This is a genomic window from Mycobacterium sp. NGS19 (assembly GCF_059813155.1).
This window is the reverse complement of the sequence record NZ_JCALEB010000004.1, coordinates 491,071-512,376: the sequence shown is the minus strand read 5'-3', so window position 1 is coordinate 512,376 and position 21,306 is coordinate 491,071. Positions and strand designations below refer to the sequence as shown.

The 21,306-nt window shown below is 65.0% G+C and carries 20 protein-coding genes and 1 tRNA gene; 5 read left to right on the top strand and 16 right to left on the bottom strand.

All coding sequences use genetic code 11. The features are described 5' to 3' along the window. Nucleotides 1-44: 44 nt before the first annotated feature. The 10 genes from AC5Y4N_RS15605 to rpmE form a co-directional block, all read right to left on the bottom strand. On the bottom strand, nt 45-1,382 hold the full coding sequence (locus AC5Y4N_RS15605; protein WP_499912560.1) for a F0F1 ATP synthase subunit B/delta: 1,338 nt from the start codon (nt 1,380-1,382) through the stop codon (nt 45-47). A gap of 2 nt (nt 1,383-1,384) precedes the next feature. Continuing rightward, the gene (locus AC5Y4N_RS15600) at nt 1,385-1,894 is read right to left on the bottom strand and encodes a F0F1 ATP synthase subunit B (protein ID WP_499912562.1); all 510 of its coding nucleotides are present in this window, start codon (nt 1,892-1,894) and stop codon (nt 1,385-1,387) included. A gap of 9 nt (nt 1,895-1,903) precedes the next feature. Then, nucleotides 1,904-2,158 carry a F0F1 ATP synthase subunit C gene (locus AC5Y4N_RS15595; protein WP_499912564.1) on the bottom strand — a complete coding sequence of 85 codons (255 nt, stop codon included), beginning with the start codon at nt 2,156-2,158 and terminating at the stop codon, nt 1,904-1,906. Nucleotides 2,159-2,218: 60 nt separating this feature from the next. Continuing rightward, entirely contained in the window at nt 2,219-2,974 is a 756-nt protein-coding gene (gene atpB, locus AC5Y4N_RS15590) for a F0F1 ATP synthase subunit A (protein ID WP_499912566.1), read from the bottom strand. Beyond that, complete coding sequence (locus AC5Y4N_RS15585) at nt 2,971-3,420, bottom strand: ATP synthase subunit I (protein ID WP_499912568.1); 450 nt, start codon at nt 3,418-3,420, stop codon at nt 2,971-2,973. Before AC5Y4N_RS15585 ends, atpB begins: the two co-directional genes overlap by 4 nt. 235 nt (nt 3,421-3,655) lie before the next feature. Then, nucleotides 3,656-4,855, bottom strand: coding sequence for a glycosyltransferase family 4 protein (locus tag AC5Y4N_RS15580; protein WP_499912571.1), 1,200 nt, complete (start codon nt 4,853-4,855; stop codon nt 3,656-3,658). Between the two features lie 32 nt (nt 4,856-4,887). Continuing rightward, entirely contained in the window at nt 4,888-5,541 is a 654-nt protein-coding gene (locus tag AC5Y4N_RS15575) for an L-threonylcarbamoyladenylate synthase (RefSeq protein ID WP_499912573.1), read from the bottom strand. After that, on the bottom strand, nt 5,538-6,389 hold the full coding sequence (gene prmC / locus AC5Y4N_RS15570) for a peptide chain release factor N(5)-glutamine methyltransferase (RefSeq protein ID WP_499912575.1): 852 nt from the start codon (nt 6,387-6,389) through the stop codon (nt 5,538-5,540). The genes AC5Y4N_RS15575 and prmC overlap by 4 nt, the downstream gene beginning before the upstream one ends. Continuing rightward, nucleotides 6,386-7,438 carry a peptide chain release factor 1 gene (prfA, locus tag AC5Y4N_RS15565; RefSeq protein WP_499912630.1) on the bottom strand — a complete coding sequence of 351 codons (1,053 nt, stop codon included), beginning with the start codon at nt 7,436-7,438 and terminating at the stop codon, nt 6,386-6,388. The genes prmC and prfA overlap by 4 nt, the downstream gene beginning before the upstream one ends. Before the next feature lie 132 nt (nt 7,439-7,570). Then, nucleotides 7,571-7,813 carry a 50S ribosomal protein L31 gene (gene rpmE, locus AC5Y4N_RS15560; RefSeq protein ID WP_499912578.1) on the bottom strand — a complete coding sequence of 81 codons (243 nt, stop codon included), beginning with the start codon at nt 7,811-7,813 and terminating at the stop codon, nt 7,571-7,573. A gap of 358 nt (nt 7,814-8,171) precedes the next feature. Between rpmE and AC5Y4N_RS15555 the strand changes: the two genes are divergently transcribed. Further along, nucleotides 8,172-8,624, top strand: a complete 453-nt coding sequence (locus tag AC5Y4N_RS15555; protein WP_499912580.1) for a hypothetical protein — start codon at nt 8,172-8,174, stop codon at nt 8,622-8,624. Between the two features lie 59 nt (nt 8,625-8,683). Here AC5Y4N_RS15555 and rho read toward each other — a convergent pair whose 3' ends face one another. The 6 genes from rho to argS all read right to left on the bottom strand — a co-directional run bounded on the left by rho (nt 8,684) and on the right by argS (nt 17,237). Continuing rightward, nucleotides 8,684-10,528: a transcription termination factor Rho gene (rho, locus tag AC5Y4N_RS15550; protein WP_499912582.1), complete on the bottom strand. Its 1,845-nt coding sequence runs from the start codon at nt 10,526-10,528 to the stop codon at nt 8,684-8,686. A 266-nt stretch (nt 10,529-10,794) separates the two neighbouring features. Then, complete coding sequence (thrB, locus tag AC5Y4N_RS15545) at nt 10,795-11,748, bottom strand: homoserine kinase (RefSeq protein ID WP_499912584.1); 954 nt, start codon at nt 11,746-11,748, stop codon at nt 10,795-10,797. Between the two features lie 14 nt (nt 11,749-11,762). After that, the gene (thrC, locus tag AC5Y4N_RS15540) at nt 11,763-12,845 is read right to left on the bottom strand and encodes a threonine synthase (RefSeq protein ID WP_499912586.1); all 1,083 of its coding nucleotides are present in this window, start codon (nt 12,843-12,845) and stop codon (nt 11,763-11,765) included. Beyond that, entirely contained in the window at nt 12,842-14,167 is a 1,326-nt protein-coding gene (locus AC5Y4N_RS15535; protein WP_499912588.1) for a homoserine dehydrogenase, read from the bottom strand. Before AC5Y4N_RS15535 ends, thrC begins: the two co-directional genes overlap by 4 nt. Beyond that, entirely contained in the window at nt 14,164-15,549 is a 1,386-nt protein-coding gene (lysA, locus tag AC5Y4N_RS15530; protein ID WP_499912632.1) for a diaminopimelate decarboxylase, read from the bottom strand. Before lysA ends, AC5Y4N_RS15535 begins: the two co-directional genes overlap by 4 nt. 35 nt (nt 15,550-15,584) lie before the next feature. Then, nucleotides 15,585-17,237: an arginine--tRNA ligase gene (gene argS / locus AC5Y4N_RS15525; protein ID WP_499912590.1), complete on the bottom strand. Its 1,653-nt coding sequence runs from the start codon at nt 17,235-17,237 to the stop codon at nt 15,585-15,587. Nucleotides 17,238-17,361: 124 nt separating this feature from the next. Here argS and AC5Y4N_RS15520 point away from each other — a divergent pair. The 4 genes from AC5Y4N_RS15520 to AC5Y4N_RS15505 all read left to right on the top strand — a co-directional run bounded on the left by AC5Y4N_RS15520 (nt 17,362) and on the right by AC5Y4N_RS15505 (nt 21,300). Then, nucleotides 17,362-17,434 (top strand) — tRNA-Arg (locus tag AC5Y4N_RS15520). A 314-nt stretch (nt 17,435-17,748) separates the two neighbouring features. Beyond that, nucleotides 17,749-17,970, top strand: coding sequence for a helix-turn-helix domain-containing protein (locus AC5Y4N_RS15515; protein WP_090276815.1), 222 nt, complete (start codon nt 17,749-17,751; stop codon nt 17,968-17,970). A gap of 56 nt (nt 17,971-18,026) precedes the next feature. After that, on the top strand, nt 18,027-18,452 hold the full coding sequence (locus AC5Y4N_RS15510; protein ID WP_499912592.1) for a hypothetical protein: 426 nt from the start codon (nt 18,027-18,029) through the stop codon (nt 18,450-18,452). 208 nt (nt 18,453-18,660) lie between these two features. Further along, nucleotides 18,661-21,300 carry a phage/plasmid primase, P4 family gene (locus tag AC5Y4N_RS15505; RefSeq protein ID WP_499912594.1) on the top strand — a complete coding sequence of 880 codons (2,640 nt, stop codon included), beginning with the start codon at nt 18,661-18,663 and terminating at the stop codon, nt 21,298-21,300. The last annotated feature ends 6 nt before the right edge of the window (nt 21,301-21,306 follow it).

Sequence of the window (21,306 nt, the reverse complement as noted above, 5' to 3'; positions counted from 1 at the left end):
GCTTGTCGTCTTTGTGTACGTATGTCTGTTGCTGTCATTCGAATTCAGTCCGGCAGTCGATTGCGGGCTGCGGCGAGCCGCGACGACAACGTCCCGTCGATCACCTCGTTGCCGATGGACACCGCCAGACCCCCGAGCAGCTGCGGATCGACCTCCAGCTGCACGGAGACGGGATGCCCGTAGATACGGCTGAGCACCTGTGTCAGGCGCTCGCGCTGGGCGTCGCTGAGTTCGGCCGCGGCCTTGATATGCGCCACGACTTCGCCATGTCGGGCAACCGCCATCTGCGCCAGCGCGGCAACGGCTTCGTCGGCGCGGCCTCCGCGCAGCAGGTCCACCGTCTGTTCCAACAGGGCCGCGGTGGTGGGGTTCACGTCACGGCCACGGCCGAGCACGTCTTTGAGCAGCCCGACTCGCCCGTCGGCTGGGCGGGTGTAATCGCTGAGCAGGGTCTCCAATTGCGGCTCGGCGTCGAGAATGCGGCCGAACCAGAAGAGTTGCTCTTCGACCTCGTCGGCGTGACCGCCGCGCTCGGCGCTGACCAAAAGCGCCAACCGTGCGACGTGCTCGACTCCGTCCACCAGATTCGCATCCGACGACCAGCGTCCGGAGACTGCCGCGCCGAGGATCTGCAGCGCGGCGTCATCGACTTTGCCTCGCAGCACCGACTCGAGCAGCCGCACTTTGGGTTCGGTATCACTCGACGGGTCGGCCAGATGCCTGGTCAGGATCGCCTCGCGGTTCAAAAGTTTTGTCACCGCAGCCAAATCGCCGGCCAAGTCTGCCAATTGCGACTCGTCCAAGTCGCCGGTCACCTCGTCGAAACGCTCGAGCAAGGAGTTGAGCGCTTCACGGCTGCCGGAGCGCAGCTTGGCCGTCGCGGGGTCGTCGATGCTGATGCTCGACGGCGCCATCGCGTCCAGCTCGTCCAGGAACCGGTCGACGGTGGCCGACCTGGCGTCCGCATCGGAGACATGCTCGCGCACGAGTTCGTCGGCCCTCGCCACTGCCTCAGCGCCGAGATCTTGGCGCAACTGCCGGATGAACTGAGCCCGGAGCAGCTGAACGTGTTGCTGGCCTTGCACTTTGACGCGCTCCACCTCGGCGTCGGCTTGTGCGCGCAGCTGTTCGGCGATGCTCTTCGCGTCCGCGCGGGCGTCTTCGATCACCCGCTTGGCTTCTTCTTCGGCCTCCTGCAAAGCCCTGTCGTGCGCCTGCTTGGCTTCCTGGAGGCGCTTTTCGGCTGCGGCACTGTCTTCCAGTTGTTTGCGCACTGCCTCCTGGCGGTCGGTCATGAGCCGGCGCACCGGTGGAATGACGTAGCGCCACAACAGAAATGCGATGACGGCGAAGCCGATCAGCTGCCCGATGAAGGTCGACATGTCTACCGCCTGGCCTTCGCTGATGCTTCGGTACCGACGTCGACCCCGAGCACGCGGCTGGCCAACGTCGCCGCGAGACTTTCCATCGAGGATCGAAGATCGGCAGAGATCGCGTCGGCCTGCGCCTTGAGTTCCTCGCTGGCCTTCTGCAGCGCCGATGCCGACTCTTCGGAGACGCGCGCCTTCATGTCTTCGAGGATCCTGCGGCCTTCTGCACGTGCCTCATCGCGGATTCCCGACGCCTCCCGGCGGGCCTCCGCCATGGCGGCCCGGTAGTCGTCGTCGGCGGCGGCGAACTGCTTGTCCGCTTCGCGGTTGTCCCGCATGGTTCGGGTGACCATCTCATCGCGTTCGTGCAGCACCCGCATGATGGGCGGGACGACGAATGTGCCGATGACGCCGAGCACGATCAAGAAGATGATCAGCACGACGAAAAACGTGCCGTTCGGTACGAGGAAGTTCTGCTGACCGCCTTCCTCAGCCGCAAGCAACGTCATGGTCCCCTCGCGCATTTCGGGGGACTACTTGACCGGGGTGGCGAACACGAACAAGGCCATGAACGCCAGGTTGATGAAGTAGGCCGCCTCGACCAGACCCACCGTGATGAAGAACGGTGTGAAAAGCCGGCCCTGCGCCTCTGGTTGCCGCGCGATGCCGGAGATCAGTGCGTTACCGGCGACGCCGTCACCGATACCGGCGCCGATTGCGCCGCCGGCCATGATCAACCCACCGCCGATGAGAGCGCCGGCGGCGACTGTGGGATCTAGAGCAGCCATTCATATCCTCCTAATTAGCTGGTGGCGCTTCCACCAGGATTTGCGGACAAGTTCGGGCGCCTAGTCATGGTGCTCGTCCTCGAGTTCCATGGATTGGCTGAAGTACAGGATGGTCAGCAGCGCGAAGATGAACGCCTGAATGGCGCCGACGAACAAGTCGAAACTCTTCCAGATCGCGTTCGGCGCCCACATGATGTAGGGCGGGAACAAGGCGATCAGCGCGACCAGGATGCCGCCCGCGAAGATGTTGCCAAAAAGTCGCAGGGACAACGAGATTGGCTTGGCGAGCTCCTCGACGAGGTTGATCGGAGCCAGGAAGACGACGTGCCCCTTGAGCAGCCGGGCCGGGTGTCCGAGGATGCCGCGCCGCCAGATTCCGGCGGCGTGGTAACAGATGAACACGAACAGCGCCAAAGCCAACACGAAGTTGATGTCCGAGGCGGGTGGAGCGAGTAGTTCGTGCGGCTTGCCGTCCTTGGAGTACTGAACCGGCAGCACCGAGAGCCAGTTCGCGATCAGGATGAAGACGAACAGCGTCACTGCGAGCGGCAGCACGAACGGTGCGATGCGCAGACCGATCGTGGTCTCGATCTGGTTGCGCATCTGAACGGTGATGGCTTCGAAGAACAGCTGAACCCCGTTCGGCACGCCGGACGACGTGACCTTGGCACGCAGGTAGAACGCCAAACCAAGCACAATGACCGCAGCCACTGCGGTGGCCAAGATGGTGTCGGTGTTGACGGTCAGGCCGAACCACTTGGCGGTCTCGTGGTGACCGACTTCGATCGACCCCTCGGCGAGGATGGCCTCGGTCATGACGTCGTGTCCCTCCCTTCACCTGCGGCTTGCGAGCCCTCTTTACGAAGTGCCTTCATGACCGGCAACGCCGTCGTCAAAACCAGCAGCACCTGGAACAGGGCGAGCCCGAACACCACACCCAAGCCGGCGGGCCGGAAGACGAACGCGATGACCAGACCGATGACCGTGATGACCAGAAGCCGGGTGGCGGAATTGAGCGCCATCTTGCGCTTGAGCGGATGAGCTTCGGCGGTGATGGACTCCACCGACCGCTGCACCAGCACAGCGTTGAGCAAACCAAGAGCCAGGCCGATCCCGAGGAACACTCCGAACGACGCGTGACCCAGCGACGCGGCCGCGGCCACCGCCCCGGCGGTCAGGGCAAGGCAGATCAACAGCAGCCGGAGCGGGCGGAACGCAACGGAGGGAAACACCAACGGCGCGTTCTGCGCTGGCGTCGTCACTTGCTACCTCAATCCCGCGTGTCTGACAGATGCCTGGACGATTCCCAGTGGACCCGCCGAGCGTATCGGAGGGCGACGGGCGCGCTGGAATCACCCAAGGGGCTTCTCCCTATGTCGGTCGTTCTCGGGTCATCGAAGTCCGCTCCGACGGCCCGGGGGGCCGGCAACCCGCGGTGGTACTTCCGGGTTCTACCAGCACCGTACCACATGGTAGGAAGCCCAAAACCGGCCCCTACTACTCGTCGTCGTACAGCTCGTCGCCGCGCCGCAGAAGCGGTATCACCGTCACTACGATCGCAACGACGATGGCCGCCAACATGACTCCGCCGGTGTAGCGCGGGTCGAAGAAAATCGTGCTCGCGGCGCCGAACGCGACGATCCCCACCCACAGGTAGATCAGTAGCACGACCCGCCGGTGCGAGTGGCCGATCTGCAGCAGACGATGGTGCAAGTGCATCTTGTCGGGGCTGAACGCGCTGCGGCCGGCGCGGGTGCGGCGCACGATCGCCAGCAGCAGGTCGAGCATCGGCACGAACATCACCGCGACCACGAGCAGAAACGGCGACAGCAGAGCGAACACGTCGCGGGCCCCGTAGGCGTTCTGTGAGATCGGGCCCGCGGCCGTGGTGGACGCGGCGGCCAGCATCAGCCCGATCAGCATCGACCCGGAGTCACCCATGAAGATGCGCGCCCGGTGAAAGTTGTGCGGCAAGAACCCCAGGCATGCGCCGGCGAGCACCACGGAAATCACCGCGGGCGGGTAGAACAACACGTCGCCGCCGTGGTCGCGCAGCAATCCCACAGAGAAGACGCAGATGGCCAATGCCGTGATGAGCCCGAGGCCGGCAGCCAATCCGTCGAGCCCGTCGACGAAGTTCATCGCGTTGACGATGGCGACCGTGAGCGCCAGCGTCAGCAGGATCGACGACACCTGGTCCAGCACGATCGTGCCGACTCCCCCGAGCGGGATGTAGAGCACGCTCCATGCCACGCCCATCGTGACAAGCACACTGGCAGCGGTGATCTGGCCGGCGAACTTGGTCAGCGCGTCCAGTCCCCACCGGTCGTCGATCAGCCCGATGCCCATGATGATCCCGCCGGCGACGAGGACGGCGGGCATCCCCGAGGAGTACACGAACCCGCGGGTGAGCGCAGGCAGCTGGGAAGCCAGCAGCACGGCGGCCAGCACGCCGATGTACATGGCCAGCCCGCCCATGCGTGGCGTCGGCTGGACGTGGACGTCACGTTCCCGCGGGTAGGCAACGGCACCTAGCCGGGTAGCGAGCATGCGGACGCCGTCGGTGCAGAAATACGTGATGATCGCTGCGGTCAGTCCGACAAGAGCCAGCTCCCGCAACGGAACACCCGCGCCTCGCTCGGCGAGGGCGAGCACGGTGCCGGCTGCCGTGATCACCGGAAAACCGTACTGCACCAAGCTGAGACCGATCCGCTAGCGCGCCACCCGACTCACCTCTGAAGGGTCGCGGCGTCGATGCCCAGAACGTCGGCGATCTCGTCCGCTCGCACCGGGCCCTCGCGCAGGATGCGCGGAGTCGGTCCGGTGAGGTCGACGATCGTCGACGCCGCCTGCTGCACCGCGGGGCCCGCGTCCAGGTACACCTCGATCGAATCGCCGAGTTGCGACCGCGCTTCCTCAGCGGTGACCGCCGGTGGCCGGCCGGAGATGTTCGCGCTCGACACCGCCATCGGGCCGACGTCGCGCAGCAACTCGATCGCGACGGGGTGTAGCGGCATGCGAACCATCACGGTGCCACGGGCTTCGCCGAGATCCCAGTGCAGGGACGGTGCCTGTTGCACGACGATGCTCAGCGCGCCCGGCCAGAACGCGCGGATCAGCTCCCGCGCCGCGTCGGGTACAGCGAACGCCAACCCGTCGATGGTCTGCCAGGAACCAACCAGCACCGGCACGGGCATGTCGCGGCCGCGGCCCTTCGCCGCCAACAACGCAGCGACCGCGGCGGGGTCGAACGCATCGGCGCCGACGCCGTACACCGTGTCGGTGGGCAGCACCACCAGGCGACCGCTCTTGACCGCGTTGGCGGCGGCGGCGAGACCGTCGGCGCGCTGCGTCTCGTCGGCGCAATCGAACGTCTGACTCATGACGCGGCCTTACTGCGTGCGGTGACAAACCGCGGTCTCCCGCCGAAGTCCCGACGAGGCGTCACCTCGTCGAACATGTTGGTGCCCTCCAGCATTGCGACGACGGCCGCCGACGCGGCGTCGTCGTGCTCGACCGCGAACGGCGCGCCTTCGCGCAACCATCGCCCGGCCAGCACCACAATGGCCTCGATGATCGACAGCCCATCGGGTCCACCGAACAGCGCCTGCGGCGGATCATGTTCGGCCACTTCGGGTTCCAGCGCAACGCCGTCGGGCAGATACGGTGGGTTCGCGACGAGCAGATCGACGCGGCCGTCGAGATCGTCGAAGAGCAGCCGATCCCGCACGTCGCCGCGACGCAGTTCGACGGACGTCCCCCTCGTGTTGCGGCGCGCGTAGCCCAAGGCGTCGACCGAGATGTCGACGCCGATCACCCGGGCGGACGGACTGTGACGGGCGAGCGCTGCGGCAAGCGCCCCGGAGCCGGTGCACACGTCGACGATCACGGGGCTTGCATCCGAAAATTGTTGCGCCATCGCCCATTCCAAAAGCGCTTCGGTTTCGGGTCGCGGGATGAACACGCCCGGACCGACCGTCAGTGTCAGCGGTCCGAACGACGCCGTTCCGGTGATGTGCTGCAACGGAATTCGCTCGGCGCGAGCAGTGACGGCTTGCCGGTAGCACTCGAAGAACCCGTCGGCGACGGTGTCGAGCAGTGGCAACCGGCCGCGAGTGGTGCGCGCGACGTGCGCCGCAAGTTCCTCGGCCTCGACGCGCGCGGAGGCCACTCCAGCCTCGGTGAGCCTGCGTGTGGCCTCGTCGATCGCCTGTCGCAGTCGCGCCATCATGCCTGCTGCAAGCGGGACTGCTTGTCGGCGGCGGCAAGTGCGTCGAACAGTGCGTCGAGGTCGCCGTCGAGAACCTGGTCGAGGTTGTGCGCCTTGTACCCGATGCGGTGATCGGTGATCCGGTTCTCCGGGAAGTTGTAGGTGCGGATCCGCTCGCTTCGATCCACCGTGCGGATCTGGCTGGCCCGGTCGGCGGAGGCGTCGGCCAGGGCCTGCTCCTCGGCCAGCGCCTGCAGCCGGGCGGCCAGCACCTGCAGCGCCCGGGTCTTGTTCTGCAACTGGGAGCGCTCGTTCTGGCAGGTGACGACGATGCCGGTGGGCAAGTGGGTGATCCGCACGGCCGAGTCGGTCGTATTGACGCCCTGGCCGCCTTTGCCCGAGGACCGGTAGACGTCGATGCGCAGGTCTGACTCGTCGATCTGCACCTGACCGACTTCCTCGGGCTCCGGGTAGACCAGCACCCCGGCGGCGGAGGTGTGCACGCGGCCCTGGGATTCGGTGACTGGCACCCGTTGCACACGGTGCACGCCGCCCTCGAACTTCAGCCGCGACCAGACTCCGTCGGGTGAATCACCCTTGCTGGAGATGGCCAGCGTCGCGTCCTTGTAGCCGCCGAGGTCGGACGTCGTCTGGTCGAGGACCGTCACGGTCCAGCCGTGGCGCTCGGCGTAGCGGATGTACATGCGGGCGAGGTCTGCGGCGAACAGAGCGGACTCTTCACCGCCCTCACCGGATTTGACCTCGAGCAGAATGTCGTCGGGGTCGTGCGGATCGCGCGGGGCCAGCATGTCGGTCAGCTGGGTGTCGAGTTCGTCGACCTGCGCTTGCAGTTGCACCACCTCGTCGGCGAACGACTCGTCGTCGGCAGCCAGCTCGCGCGCAGCTTCGAGGTCGCCGCGCGCAGCGGTCAGCTTGCGGTACGTCGCAACGATCGGCGCCAACTGCGCGAACCGGCGTCCGGCCTTGCGGGCCGCACCGGGGTCGGCGTGCAGTTCAGGGTCGGACAGGCGACGCTCGAGTTCGGCATGCTCGGCCAGCAACGCGTCGATCGCGGGCGCGCCGGTGTCAGCGCTGGTGTGCGCCACCTGTGTCACCTCCCGGACCGGTTCTGAACTTCTCCCGAACGCGAGCCGACGCCCGTTCCGCGCTCAGGGGCGACAGATCGGGCGTCGGACGAACAGCTATTTGTCGGCGTCGGCCGATTGCGCGGAGGCGTTCTTGCGCTTGCCGTAACGCTTCTCGAACCGCGCCACGCGGCCGCCGCTGTCGAGGATCTTCTGCTTGCCGGTGTAGAACGGGTGGCACTGAGAGCAGACCTCGACGACGATCTGTCCGCTCTTCTTGGTGCTGCGCGTGGTGAACGTGTTGCCGCAGCCACAGTGCACGGTGGTCTCGACGTAGTCAGGGTGAATACCCGATTTCATGGTGTCCTCTTCAATCGTGGACCCGGGTCGCCTGGTCAGACGTGAGTTGTCAGACGTGAACCGGAACCGAGGTGTCGACGGTCGATTATGCCAGCTCAACCGCCACTCACGCGAAACGCCTGGGTGCCAGGCGCTATTCCGGCGTCGACGATTCCTGCGGTAACGGCCGGATGGCCTCGGCCGATGAATGCGTTAGGGGGTCGTGGGTCTGTCTCACGGCAATGGCGCGGTGAGGCGCCCGTCTCTTCGGCACAGCGGCCGATTGTCGGCGCGGCCGTCGAAGAGTTTGACAACAAAGGTGCCAGCTTCGGACCGGTCGGGGCGATTCGAAGTTCGCCGGTCGCAATAGGAGTGATAGATGAGGGTGAAGAAGGTTTTGGCAGCGGTGACTTTGACCAGCGCGCTGTCTGCCGGTGCTCTCGGCGCGGGGGCCGCGGTGGCGGCTGCCTCACCGGTGATGCCGGCCAAGCCGGGTCAATGTGGTCACGACGACGACTGCTGGCCCGGGCCGGGTCGCAACCGCGGTGAGAACTGGAATTGGGACAAGGGCAACAGAGACTGGACGGTCGGCAGCGCCGATTGGTGGCGGGGCCGTCCCGGCAAATGGTGGCGTGACGACGATCTGCCGCCGTGGGGATTCTGGGGGCCACCGCCACCTGCGCAATGGTCCGGCCCGCCGCCGTGGGTGGATCCGCACCCGATCAACTACTGGGGCTACACCGCCACCCCGGTGTGGGATGACGGCTTCCACGGCTGGGGAATCTGGCTCTTCGGAGTATGGATCCCGATCGTGGGCATCCAGGGCTACTAGCCAGCAGAGGAAACGGCCGTCTTGCGTCACCGCAAGGCGGCCGTTTTCCGTCGTCTCCGTTAGGAGGCGAATTCTTCGTTGACCGGCCCAGGCGCGTTCTTGGACACCTGCATCAGGAACTCGTAGTTGTTCTTGGTCTTCCGCAGCTGCGAGATCAGCAGGTCGATGGCTTGGTGCGAGTCCAACCCCGACAGCACCCGGCGTAGCTTGTGCACGATCGCGAACTCGTCCGGGGACAGCAGCAACTCGTCTTTGCGGGTGCCGGACGGGTGCACGTCGACGGCCGGGAACACCCGGCGCTCGGCGATCTTGCGGTCGAGCTTGAGCTCGGCGTTGCCGGTGCCCTTGAACTCTTCGAAGATCACGGTGTCGCCCGTCGAGCCGGTCTCCACCATCGCGGTCGCGATGATCGTCAGCGAGCCACCCTCTTCGATGTTTCGGGCCGCGCCGAGGAACCGCTTCGGCGGATACAGCGCGGTCGAGTCGACGCCGCCGGACAGGATCCGGCCGGACGCGGGCGACGCATTGTTGTACGCACGGCCCAATCGGGTGATCGAGTCGAGCAGCACGATCACGTCTTTGCCCTGCTCAACGAGGCGCTTCGCGCGCTCGATAGCCAGCTCGGCGACCGATGTGTGATCGGACGGCGGACGGTCGAACGTCGAGGCGATGACCTCGCCCTTCACCGAGCGTTGCATGTCGGTGACTTCCTCGGGCCGCTCGTCGACCAGCACCACCATCAGGTGGCATTCGGGGTTGTTGCGCGTGATCGCGTTCGCGATGTCCTGCAGCACCGTGGTCTTGCCGGCCTTGGGCGGCGACACGATCAGCGCACGCTGGCCCTTGCCGATCGGCATGATCAGGTCGATGACCCGGGTGGTCAGCCGGTCTTGGGTGGTCTCAAGGCGCAGCCGCTGGTTCGGGTACAGCGGGGTCAGCTTGCCGAACTCGGGGCGCTTCCTGGCGTCCTCGACCGGGCCGCCGTTGACAGTATCGATACGCACCAGCGGATTGAACTTTTGCCGCTGGTTGGGCTGCTCGCCGTCTTTGGGAAGACGCACTGCGCCGGTGATGTGATCGCCTCGGCGCAGACCGTTCTTGCGGACCATGTTCATCGAGACGTACACGTCGTTGGGGCCGGCGAGGTACCCGGAAGTGCGGACGAACGCGTAGTTGTCGAGCACGTCGAGGATGCCGGCGACCGGCTGGACGACGTCGTCGTCGCGCAATTCGGTTTCGCCGCCGCCGCCTTCGGCACCGCGTTCGCGCCGCCTGCGGTCCCGGAACCGACGGCCGCGACGGCCCTGTCGGCCTTCGCCGTCGTCGTCGCCGCGGGCTTGGTCGCCGCGGCCCTGGTCGCCGTGCGCTTGATCGCTGCGGCCCTGGTCGCCTTGCGCTTGGTCGCCGCGTTGACGAGTGTCGGGCTTGGTGTCGCCGGCGGTCTTGGCAGCACCGTCGGCCTCAGCCTGATCGGCCTGATCGGACTTGGCCGCGTCACCGGTGGCAGGTGTCCCGGTCTCCTCGCTGCCGCTCTGCGCGCCGTCGGCGGTCTTGGCGGGCGCCTTCTCGGTTGACTTGTCGACGGCGTTATCTGTCGCCTGCCCCGCGGCAGCCTCGGTGGCCGACGCATCGCCGTTGCGGCCCTTGCTGATTGACTCTCCGCGGTGCTCGCGGATGGCGGCGATCAACTCGCTCTTACGCATGCCCGAGGTGCCCTTGACGCCGACCTCGTTGGCCAGTGCGCGCAATTCCGGCAGCACCATCGTGGCCAGTCCGCCGTCAGTCTTGACGTCACGCGCCGGCGCTTCGGCGGGCGCGGAGTTCGAGATTTCGGCTGTCACGGTGGTGGGCAACTCTGGGTGTTCGGCGCCACTGTCAGCCGCTATGAGGTCCGTATCGGTCACGGATGTCCTTTCTTTCCCTCGCAGTTTCGCCATACGAGGGGTTCGTTGCACTCAGCGATCCGCTGGGTGCTTATGTCCCACCGCTGTAGTTGCAACGGTGATCGCATCGGTTCGCAGCTGTCGGGCGAACCGTCATTCCCCGAGAAGAATTGGTGGTCGTCCTACTGTCGGCGCAGGTAGAAGCTGCGATTGCTGGACGGCACCGAGGATAACCCGCTTCCGGGGCGGAAGCAAGAAACGCCACTAGGCGTCGGCCACTGTGTTTGTCATCGCGGCAGGCGAGGTGCCACGACGTCTGAAGTCCATCGCACCCCCTCCCCGACCGACATCTCACGGACAGTGAAGTCGTTGGCCAAACCGAACTCGAGGGCTTCGGCGGGCAACTCAGACCGCGTAGTCAGCGCGATAACCGCTGGTCCAGCTCCTGAGAGCGCCGCTGCAACACCGCAACGCCGCAGCACTCGCAGGTATTCCCACGACCTCGGCATCGCGGACGCGCGGTGCGGTTGGTGCAGGACGTCATCGGTCGCGGTGAACAGTAGATCCGGTCGTTCGGTCAACGCGACAACCAACAGCGCGACCCGGCTGGCGTTGAAGCGGGCGTCCTCGTGGCTGACGTGGCCTGGAAGCAGCACCCGGGTTGCGGCGGTAAGCGACCGCTCCTCGGGAATCGCGGTGAAGATGCGGATATCGGGGTGCAGCCGCAACGGCACGGCCGAGTATTTGTCGGTATCGCCGTCGCTTTCCGTCCACGACACCACGGCGCCGCCCAGTACGGCAGCTGAGGCGTTGTCGGGATGCCCTTCGGCCTCCGAAGCGAGCTGGATCAGCTGGCCGCTGCTCATCGATGGCCAACCCGCTTGTGCGACAAGACCATTCGCAGCGGCGAGCCCGCCGACCACCGCGGCCGCCGAGGACCCGAGCCCACGCGAATGCGGAATGTCGTTGCGGCAGCGCACCACAAGACCGGCAGCCGTGACGCCGGCGGCCGCGAGCCCGCGCTCCACGGCGCGCACCACCAGGTGCTGACGCGTCAGCGGAACGTGTCCGGCTCCTTCGCCCTCCACCTCGACCTGAAGCCCGGATTCCCGTGTCGTGACGACGATTTCGTCGTACATACTGAGCGCCAGACCGAGACTGTCGAATCCCGGGCCGAGATTCGCAGAGGACGCCGCAACCACGGCACTGGCCGTCAATCCGGCCGGAAGAGCGGATGTCACGGTGGCGACTCCATCTAGACCAAGCCCAGCTTTTCGACGACCGCAGTGGGGTCCACCGGAATCGGCGATACCGGCGGGATGCCTTTCAGGGCGGTGTCGGGATCCTTGAGGCCGTTGCCGGTCACTGTGCACACCACCGTGGACCCTTTACGGACCCAGCCGTCTTCCACCGACTTGAGCAGGCCCGCGATGCTGGCCGCCGATGCCGGTTCGACGAACACGCCCTCGCTGGATGCGACGAGGTGGTACGCGGCCAGGATCTCGTCGTCCGTGGCCGCCAGAAACCGGCCACCGGACTGCTGCTGGGCTTCGACCGCGGGTCCCCACGATGCCGGGGAACCGATCCGGATCGCGGTCGCGATCGTCTCGGGATTCTTGACGGGTTCGCCGTGCACCAGCGGTGCCGCACCGGCGGCTTGCGTGCCCAGCATCCGGGGCAGCCTGTCGCTGCGGCCGTCGCGGTGGTACTCGGTGTAGCCGCGCCAGTACGCGGTGATGTTGCCCGCATTGCCCACCGGTAGGGAATGCACGTCAGGCGCGGTGCCCAGCACGTCGACGATCTCGAACGCGGCGGTCTTCTGCCCTTCGATGCGGACCGGATTCACGGAGTTCACCAGCGCGACCGTCGGGAAGTCGGCGGTGGTCTTGCGAGCCAGTTCGAGGCAGTCGTCGAAGTTTCCGTCGACCTGGATGATCTTGGCGCCATGCATGACTGCCTGGGCGAGCTTGCCCATCGCGATCTTGCCCTGGGGAATCAGCACCGCGCAGGTGATACCACCGCGTGCTGCGTACGCCGCCGCGGACGCCGAGGTGTTGCCCGTCGACGCGCACAGCACCGCCTGCTGACCCCGCGCGAGGGCGTCGGTGACCGCCATGGTCATGCCGCGGTCCTTGAACGAGCCGGTGGGGTTGGCGCCCTCTACCTTGAGATGCACTGTGCAGCCGGTCATTTCGGACAATCTCGGCGCGAACACCAGCGGAGTGCCCCCCTCGAGCAGGGTGACTGCCGTCCAGTCGGCGGCCACCGGCAGGCGGTCACGATACGCGCCGATCACCCCCGGCCAGGGCTGATGCACCGTTGATTCCGTCGCGGTCATTCGCTGTTTCCCTCCAACCGCAGCACGCTCGCGACATTCTGCACCACGTCGAGCCCGGCCAGCGCGGTGACGGTGTCCGACAACGCGGCGTCGGTGGCTTCGTGCGTGACGACCACCAGCCGCGCGCCGACTCTCTGACCTTCTTGGCTGACCACGCCCTCCTGGCGGACCTCGGCGATGCTCACCTCGTGCTTCGCGAATTCGGCTGCCACAGCGGCCAAAACACCGGGTCGGTCGGCCACGTTCATGCTGACGTAGTAGCGGGTGACGATCATGCCCATCGGCGCGATGGCCAGCTTGGCGTACTTCGACTCACGCGGGCCGCGACCGCCCTGCACGCGGTTGCGAGCCGCCATCACCACGTCGCCCATGACTGCCGACGCCGTCGGCGTGCCGCCGGCGCCTTGGCCGTAGAACATCACGCGTCCAGCAGCCTCTGCTTCCACGACCACCGCGTTGAATGCGCCGTTCACTGCCGCGAGAGGATGGCTCAGCGGCACCAGGGCTGGGTATACCCGGGCCGAAACCCGTTGCTGCCCATCGTCTCCGGTGATCCGCTCACATATCGACAGCAGTTTGATGGTGCGGCCCAGGGCGCGCGCCGAGGTGAAGTCGGCGGGAGTGACTTTGGTGATGCCCTCCCGGTAGACGTCGTCGGCCGAGACCCGGGTGTGGAAGGCGATGGACGCCAAAATCGCAGCCTTCGCGGCGGCGTCGTAGCCTTCGACGTCGGCGGTGGGATCGGCCTCGGCGTAGCCCAACGCACTCGCGTCGGCCAGCGCGGAGGCGTAATCGGCTCCGGTGGAGTCCATTTCGGACAGGATGTAATTCGTGGTGCCGTTGACGATGCCGGCCACGCGCAGCACGGAATCACCGGCCAGCGACTGCGTGAGCGGGCGGATCACCGGGATGGCGCCCGCGACGGCGGCTTCGAAGTACAGGTCGACATGTGCTCGCTCGGCGGCTTGCGCCAGTTCGCCGGTCGACTGGGCCAGTAGCGCTTTGTTGGCAGTGACCACGGACTTGCCGCGTTCCAGCGCGCCGAGAATGGCTTTGTGCGCAGGATCGACCGGTCCCATCAATTCGACGACGATGTCGACGTCGTCGCGCGACACCAACTCGTCGATGTCGCTGGTGAGCAACTCCACCGGCACTCCCCGGTCAGGGGCGACCCGGCGGACACCGACGCCGCGAAGCTCCAGCGGGGCACCGATGCGGGCGGCCAGATCGGCGGCGCTGTCGTTGATGATTCGCACCACCTGGCTGCCCACGTTGCCCAACCCGAGCACAGCTACGCCCACGGGCTTTTCGTCGCCTGTCATCCGGTGGTCACCTCCAAACTCAGTAGATCGTCGACCGTCTCCCGGCGCAGGATCAGGCGGGCTCGCCGATCGCGCACGGCCACGACAGCCGGCCGGCAGATCATGTTGTAACGGCTGGACATGGAATAGCAGTACGCGCCCGTCGCCGCGACCCCCAGCAGATCGCCCGGCTCCACGTCGTCATTGACCCACGTGTCGCGCACGACGATATCGCCGCTCTCGCAATGCTTTCCGACGATGCGCACAAGGACCGCGGGTCGATCGCTGCTGCGGGACACCAGCCGCACGTCGTACTCGGCGCCGTACAGCGCGGTGCGGATGTTGTCGCTCATTCCGCCGTCGACGCTGACGTAGCGCCGGTTTGCGTGCGGCGTTACCGCAACGTCTTTGACCGTCCCGACCTCGTACAGCGTGATGGTGCCGGGCCCGGCGATCGCGCGGCCGGGTTCGACGATCAGCCGCGGTTCAGGAAGCCCCACGGCCGCTGACTCGTGGCGCACGATGCCGGACAGCTTGGCGGCGAGATCCTCGACCGGTGGCGGGTCGTCGTGCGGGAGGTACGAAATGCCAAGGCCGCCACCGAGGTCGATCGCGGAGATCTGAGATGTCTTGGCCACTCCGAATTCGGCGACGACGTCACGCAGCAGTCCGATCACGCGGTGCGCCGCCAGCTCGAAGCCGGCGACGTCGAAGATCTGCGAGCCGATGTGACTGTGCAGGCCCACCAGCCGCAGATGGTCGGCCGCGAAGACATGGCGAATGGCCGCCATCGCTTCGCCGCCGGCAAGCGACAGCCCGAACTTTTGGTCCTCGTGCGCGGTGGAGATGAATTCGTGGGTGTGCGCCTCCACCCCGACCGTGACACGGACCAGCACATCCTGGACGGTGCCTTGCTCACCGGCGATCGCGTTCAGCCGATCGATCTCGGTGATGGAATCCACCACGACGTGACCGATGCCCGCCCGCACGGCGGCGGTCAGCTCGCCGACCGATTTGTTGTTGCCGTGGAACGCGATCCGCTGCGGAGGAAAATTCGCGCGGAGGGCGACCGCGAGCTCACCGCCGGAGCATACGTCCAGACAGAGCCCTTCGTCGGCGACCCAGCGCGCAATCTCGGTGCACAGGAAAGCCTTCGCGGCGTAGTGGACGTTCTCCCCGCCACCGAACGCCGCGGCCATCGCGCGACAACGGCCGCGGAAGTCGTCCTCGTCGATCACGAACAACGGGGTGCCGAACTCGCGGGCTAGGTCGGTGACGGGCACGTCGGCCATTCGAACCACCCCGTCGTCGCCGCGAAAGACGTTGCGCGGCCAGACGTTCGGCGCGAGGGCCAGCAGCTCTTCGGCGGTCTGCGGCTTCGGCGGGGCGGCGGCAGGGTGCACTTCCTCCGCGTGGCGAGGTCCGGCCGGATGGGCGATCACATGCGCTCCGGGGCGGTGACACCGAGAATGTCCAGGCCGTTGGCGATGACTTGGCGCGTGGCCTGGCACAGCGCCAGCCGGGCGGCGTGCAGTTCGGTGGGCGGCTCGTCGCCCTGGGGCAGTACTCGGCAGGTGTCGTAGAAGCGGTGGTAGTCGCCAGCCAGGTCCTCCAGGTAACGGCTGATGCGATGCGGTTCGCGTTGTGCAGCAGCGGTTTTGAGGACGCGCGGGAATTCGCCGAGGTTGCGGATCAGCGTGCCTTCGCGGTCGTGCGTCAGCAGGTGAAGGTGACCGGTGTCCGGTTGCACACCAAGTTCGGCGGCGTTTCGCGCCAGTGCCGAGAGCCGGGCGTGCGCGTATTGCACGTAGTAGACCGGGTTTTCGTTCGAGGCGCTCGACCATAGAGCCAGGTCGATGTCGATGGGCGTGTCCACGGAGCTGCGGATCAGCGAGTAGCGGGCGGCGTCCACGCCGATGGCTTCGACCAGGTCGTCGAGCGTGATGACGGTGCCGGCGCGCTTGCTCATGCGCACCGGCTGCCCGTCGCGGACCAGGTTCACCATCTGGCCGATCAGCACTTCGACCGTGTCCGGGTCGTCGCCCAGCGCGGCGGCTGCTGCTTTGAGCCGCGCGATGTAGCCGTGGTGATCCGCACCGAGCATGTAGATGCAGAGGTCGAAGCCGCGTTGCCGCTTGTCGAGGTAGTAGGCGAGGTCGGCGGCGATGTAGGCCGGCTGGCCGTCGCTCTTGATCACGACTCGGTCTTTGTCGTCACCGAATTCGGTGGTGCGCAACCAGATTGCGCCGTCTTTCTCGTAGATGTTGCCCGTCTCGCGCAGCCTTTTGATGGCTTGCTCGACACGACCGCTGGTGTGCATCGACTCTTCGTGCGTGTAGACGTCGAAGTCGGTGCCGAAGTCGTGCAGGGACTGCTTGATGTGGCTGAACATCAGGTCGACGCCGATGGACCGGAACGTCTCGTGCTGCTGATCGCGGGGCAGGCTCAGCGCGTCGGGCGCTTTCTCGAGCACTTGGGCGGCGATCTCTTGGATGTAGCTGCCGGCATAGCCGTCTTCGGGGGTCGGCTGGCCTTTCGCCGCGGCGATCAGCGAGCGGGTGAATCGGTCGATCTGTGCGCCGTGGTCGTTGAAGTAGTACTCGCGAGTGACGTCGGCACCCTGGCTGGAGAGCAGCCGGCCGAGCGCGTCGCCGACCGCGGCCCAGCGGGTGCCGCCGATGTGGATCGGTCCGGTGGGGTTCGCGGAGACGAACTCGAGGTTGATCTTGCGGCCGTCGAGTGTCGTGGCGTGCCCGTAGTTTGGGCCGGCCTGGATGATGTTGCTGACGATCGCGCCCTGGGCCGACGCGGCAATGCGCAGGTTGACGAAGCCGGGCCCGGCCACCTCGGCGGAGGCGATGCCGTCGACGTTGCCGAGCTGCTGCGCCAGCCACCCGGCGAGTTCGCGCGGGTTGACTCCGACCTTCTTGCCGAGCTGAAGCGCCAGGTTGGTGGCGTAGTCACCGTGCTCGGGGTTGCGCGGCCGCTCGACTGTGACCGTGGCGGGCAGCGCGGCCGTATCGAGGCCATGCTGGTCCAGCACCGCTGCGGCGGTGGTCCTGAGCAGCGCGGCCAGGTCGGCGGGGGTCACGAGGGTCCATCCTATGGGCTGGGCGTTTACAGCCCGAATCCATTCCGATGGGCTGGCGACGGCCATGATGCGCTAGTCTGGGCGAGCCCAACGGCGCAGCGTCTCGGCGAAGTCTTGGCGATGCGCCCCCGTAGCTCAGGGGATAGAGCGTCTGCCTCCGGAGCAGAAGGCCGCAGGTTCGAATCCTGCCGGGGGCACCCTTTCTACCAGGCACTTTACCCCACTCGGGGAGGCTCTACCCCCAAGCTACCCCCAAGGGTCTCCCCTGGCGTGTTGCGAACCGTTCGCTGGTAAACAGGGACTTACACGCTTGGCATTTATCTCACAAATGGTGCTAAGCTATTCGGTATGTGGGGCCTTGCCGTATAGCAGGTCATTCCACCCAAGAGCGGGCACTAAAAGCAGAACCAAATAAAACGCCTCAAGAAACCGATCCGCTACGGGCCACAGAAAGCAATCCGAACTTGCCATGGCTTTTGTCTGGCGCTTTCTGTGAAAGAGGCGTTTTTTCGTGTCTTCGAACAAATCAAACGCGGCAGTTGCTCCGCGTAAGTACGTCAGCATCCAAGAGGCAGCCGACTACTTGAGCGTTCATCCGAATTCAATTCGGAACTGGATTGCTAGCGGTGACCTGATCGGCTACCGCCTGCCAAACGGTCCACGTGGCGGCATTCGGTGGCGTTTGGACCTCAACGAGCTAGAGAAATTCATCACTTCGCGGGCAACGCGATGACCCGCCAAGGGGTCCGCTGATTCCTGCTCTCATTCATTCCATCGAAAGGACAAGAAATGACTAGGAAACCGACCACGATCAACGGAGTTTCGGCACAGGCCGCGAACAAACTCGCCAGAGCCGCTGGCGCTGAAATCGCACACATGCAGCGTGAGGACCGCGAGCGATTCTACGACGTAGCTGCGCGTTTGCAGGACATGATTGACCGCGCGGTGGCCGTCGATGGTGAAGCCGCGCGAGCCTCTGCCGAACGTGTCGCCGCTGCCACGCTGCACGTCATCTTCGGGCAGATCGGTGACGATGAACCCGGCGCACGGCTGCGCTTGAATGAAAACTCTCCCGGTGCTTTCCGCGTTCACACGCACCGCCGCGAAGCGCCGTCGTTGCGCTCGATCATTCGCGCCAATCGCGAGCGCACGGAAAGCGAAAAACGAGAACGTCAGAACCAAGGCGGAATAGAAGAAATTTCCACTGAACCGTAAAGCAGTCGAGAAACTAGATGAAATGCGCTACGAATCAAATTGAAATGCGTTGCACCCCAAGGCTTAGCAGGGCGTGTTATATGCGATTCACGTCCAATTCGGGCGTAAATTGGAACGCCAGACCCTACAAACGGGAATGCCCCCGGCTGACGAGACCGAGGGCAACCATCCCGAACTGCCAGGTTCGCGAAAGGACGAGTCCAGTCTAATGGATACCGCCGACAACATCACGATTGACGCGCCTAGTGTCGATCTATCACGACCATTCGCGACCGCCGCATTGCTTTATCGGCGCAATGGGTGGTTTGGCACTCTGCCGCTTCCATCGAGGCAGAAGAACGCGCCACCGACCGGCTACACGGGGATCAAGGCACCGTGGCCCGAACCCGCCACGGTCAAGCGTTGGCGCGAGCAACAGCCGACCGGCAATATCGCGCTGCGCCTCGGCAGCGTTGATTCTGACTACGAAGTGATCGGCATTGACGTTGACGATTACCTCAAGGGCGGCAAGCGCAAGAACGGTGGCGCTCAACTCAAGGCGATTGAGTCCGAAATCAACTGCGAACTACCTCCGACGTGGACCAGCTCGGCGCGTATCGACGGCTGTAGCGGCATCCGATATTTCCGCGTGCCTCGCGGGCTGCGTTTCCGGGGTCAGGTCGATAAAGACATCGAAGTCATTCAGAAGCGACACAGATTCGCGGTGGTTTGGCCGTCGATCAACCCCGACACAGGCGGCACGGTCTACTGGTGGTTCCCGCCAGGGGCACCGCTGAGCGAAGACGGTAGAGCCCGGTGGGATGGCGTCCTACCTGACGCGCGAAGCCTGCCGATATTGCCCGATGCGTGGATTGATTTTCTGACCCACGGACGCGTCAAAGAGTCTGACGACCCGATGGACATGGATTCGTCGGCTGACGAGTTGTACGCGTGGGCCGATGCGACTTTCTGTGACGGCCAAACGATGTGCGCGCACATGCGCAACAAGGTCAACAGACACGTCAAATCGATTGCGCAAGAGGCTACGTCGCACGACAAACTCACCGATGCGCACATGAGCGTCTACCACTTGGCGCGTGAGGGTCACAGCGGTTGGCACGCTGCGGTTAACGAGATAGAGACCGTGTTCAAACGCGTCTGCATCGAGCGCGACAAACGCAGCGCCGATGAATTGCGAGGCGAAGTCTGGCGTAGCAGGGTGAACGGTTTGCGCAAGGTCAAGGGGCAGTGCGACGACCGCGCAGCCCACGGCGCTGCACCCGTGGACATGGCGTGTGATCGGATCGCAGCATATCCCGACGCGAAGACGTTCGCGGCGTTCCTCAAGAGGCTCGCGAAACTGCTTGGGCCGAAACGCAAAACGCCGCCGAACGCCACCAGCAATCGGCCGGAACTCTACGACGCCAAGATCAGCGCATACATCGCAGACCGATACCTCAGAGGAAGGTATTGCTATTCAAGTGGTTTCGGATGGATGCAATGGACCGGCAAACGCTGGCAACGCGTCAGTGATTCCGTGGTGAAGGAAGCAGTGCGGCTAGGCGTCATAGACTTTCATCGCGAAGAAGTCACGTTGTATCAACGGCAGGTGATCACAGCGGATCGTGTCAACGCGACGGCGAAGCTGTTGGGAGCCAGTCGGATTAAGTCGATTCTCGACCTGTCACGCGGCTACCTGGCTGTCGATGACAGCCGGTGGGACGCTCACCCTGACTTGCTCAACTGTGCCAACGGCGTGATTGATCTGCGCGGCAAGACACTGCATCCGCATGACCCCGACTGGTTTCTCACAACGCTATGCCCTACCGAATACCACAGTGAAGCAACGCATCCCGACTGGACTAAGGCTCTAGAGGCGTTACCGCAAGCACCGCGCGACTGGTTGCAACGCCGGTTTGGTCAGGCGCTCACCGGATATACCCCGCCAGACGATGTGCTGCCGTTCCTCAAAGGTGGCGGGGAAAACGGAAAGAGCACGATTGTCACGGGCATTCTGGCGTGCATCGGCGAAGACTACGCCAAGCCGCTGCCCGAAAAGCTGTTGCTGGCGCGTGCTGGCGATCATTCCACCGAACTCATGTCGCTGCGGGGCGTCCGGTTGGCTGTCGTGGAAGAACTACCCGAGTTGGGTTATCTCAACATCAAGCGATTGAAGACGGTCATTGGTACGCCGATGATTTCGGCTCGTTTGTGCGGCAAAGACAACGTGACGTTTGAAGCGACGCATTCGGTGTTCGTTACTACCAATCGCCTGCCACGCGTGAATGAATCCGATCATGCAACGTGGCGACGACTCGCAGCGGTGATCTTTCCGTTTCGATACCGCAAGCCGGGCGAGCCTTTGGACAAGCCGACTGATCGCAGCGGTGATCCTGGCCTACGCGACCGCATAAAAATCGGCGCCGATAAGCAGCACGAAGCAATCCTTGCGTGGCTCGTTGACGGTGCGGCGCAGTGGTATCGCGACAGAGAAGCATTCTCCCAGCAGCCACCCGAAGTCATTGCCGCTTCTCGGGCGTGGCGTGACGAGGCCGACGTACTGGCCGAGTTTCAACGAGATTGCATCGTGTTCGATTCACGAAGTCACATGATGACCACCGATCTATTTGCGTTGTTCTCGCGTTGGTTGAAAGACCGTGAACATCAGCCGTGGACCGATCAGACGTTCGTCCCGCGATGGATCGAACATCCTGCCGTAGTCGAAGCGGGCGTAGTCAAAAGGTCAGTCCGCAAATCCCGACCGGGGCTGAGCCGTCCTCCGCTAACTGACTCGACGGTGCCTGAGCAATACCAAGCATGGGTCGGAATTCGGATGAAAGCGGCCAATGACGTTGCGGAGGACCAATGAAAGGAC

Bases quoted from the DNA above. Each gene is read 5' to 3' on its own strand.
- AC5Y4N_RS15605 (WP_499912560.1), bottom strand. From the start codon at position 1,382: ATGTCGACCTTCATCGGGCAGCTGATCGGCTTCGCCGTCATCGCATTT.
- AC5Y4N_RS15600 (WP_499912562.1), bottom strand. From the start codon at position 1,894: ATGCGCGAGGGGACCATGACGTTGCTTGCGGCTGAGGAAGGCGGTCAG.
- AC5Y4N_RS15595 (WP_499912564.1), bottom strand. From the start codon at position 2,158: ATGGCTGCTCTAGATCCCACAGTCGCCGCCGGCGCTCTCATCGGCGGT.
- atpB (WP_499912566.1), bottom strand. From the start codon at position 2,974: ATGACCGAGGCCATCCTCGCCGAGGGGTCGATCGAAGTCGGTCACCAC.
- AC5Y4N_RS15575 (WP_499912573.1), bottom strand. From the start codon at position 5,541: ATGAGTCAGACGTTCGATTGCGCCGACGAGACGCAGCGCGCCGACGGT.
- prmC (WP_499912575.1), bottom strand. From the start codon at position 6,389: ATGATGGCGCGACTGCGACAGGCGATCGACGAGGCCACACGCAGGCTC.
- rpmE (WP_499912578.1), bottom strand. From the start codon at position 7,813: ATGAAATCGGGTATTCACCCTGACTACGTCGAGACCACCGTGCACTGT.
- AC5Y4N_RS15555 (WP_499912580.1), top strand. From the start codon at position 8,172: ATGAGGGTGAAGAAGGTTTTGGCAGCGGTGACTTTGACCAGCGCGCTG.
- thrC (WP_499912586.1), bottom strand. From the start codon at position 12,845: ATGACCGCGACGGAATCAACGGTGCATCAGCCCTGGCCGGGGGTGATC.
- AC5Y4N_RS15535 (WP_499912588.1), bottom strand. From the start codon at position 14,167: ATGACAGGCGACGAAAAGCCCGTGGGCGTAGCTGTGCTCGGGTTGGGC.
- AC5Y4N_RS15510 (WP_499912592.1), top strand. From the start codon at position 18,027: ATGACTAGGAAACCGACCACGATCAACGGAGTTTCGGCACAGGCCGCG.
- AC5Y4N_RS15505 (WP_499912594.1), top strand. From the start codon at position 18,661: ATGGATACCGCCGACAACATCACGATTGACGCGCCTAGTGTCGATCTA.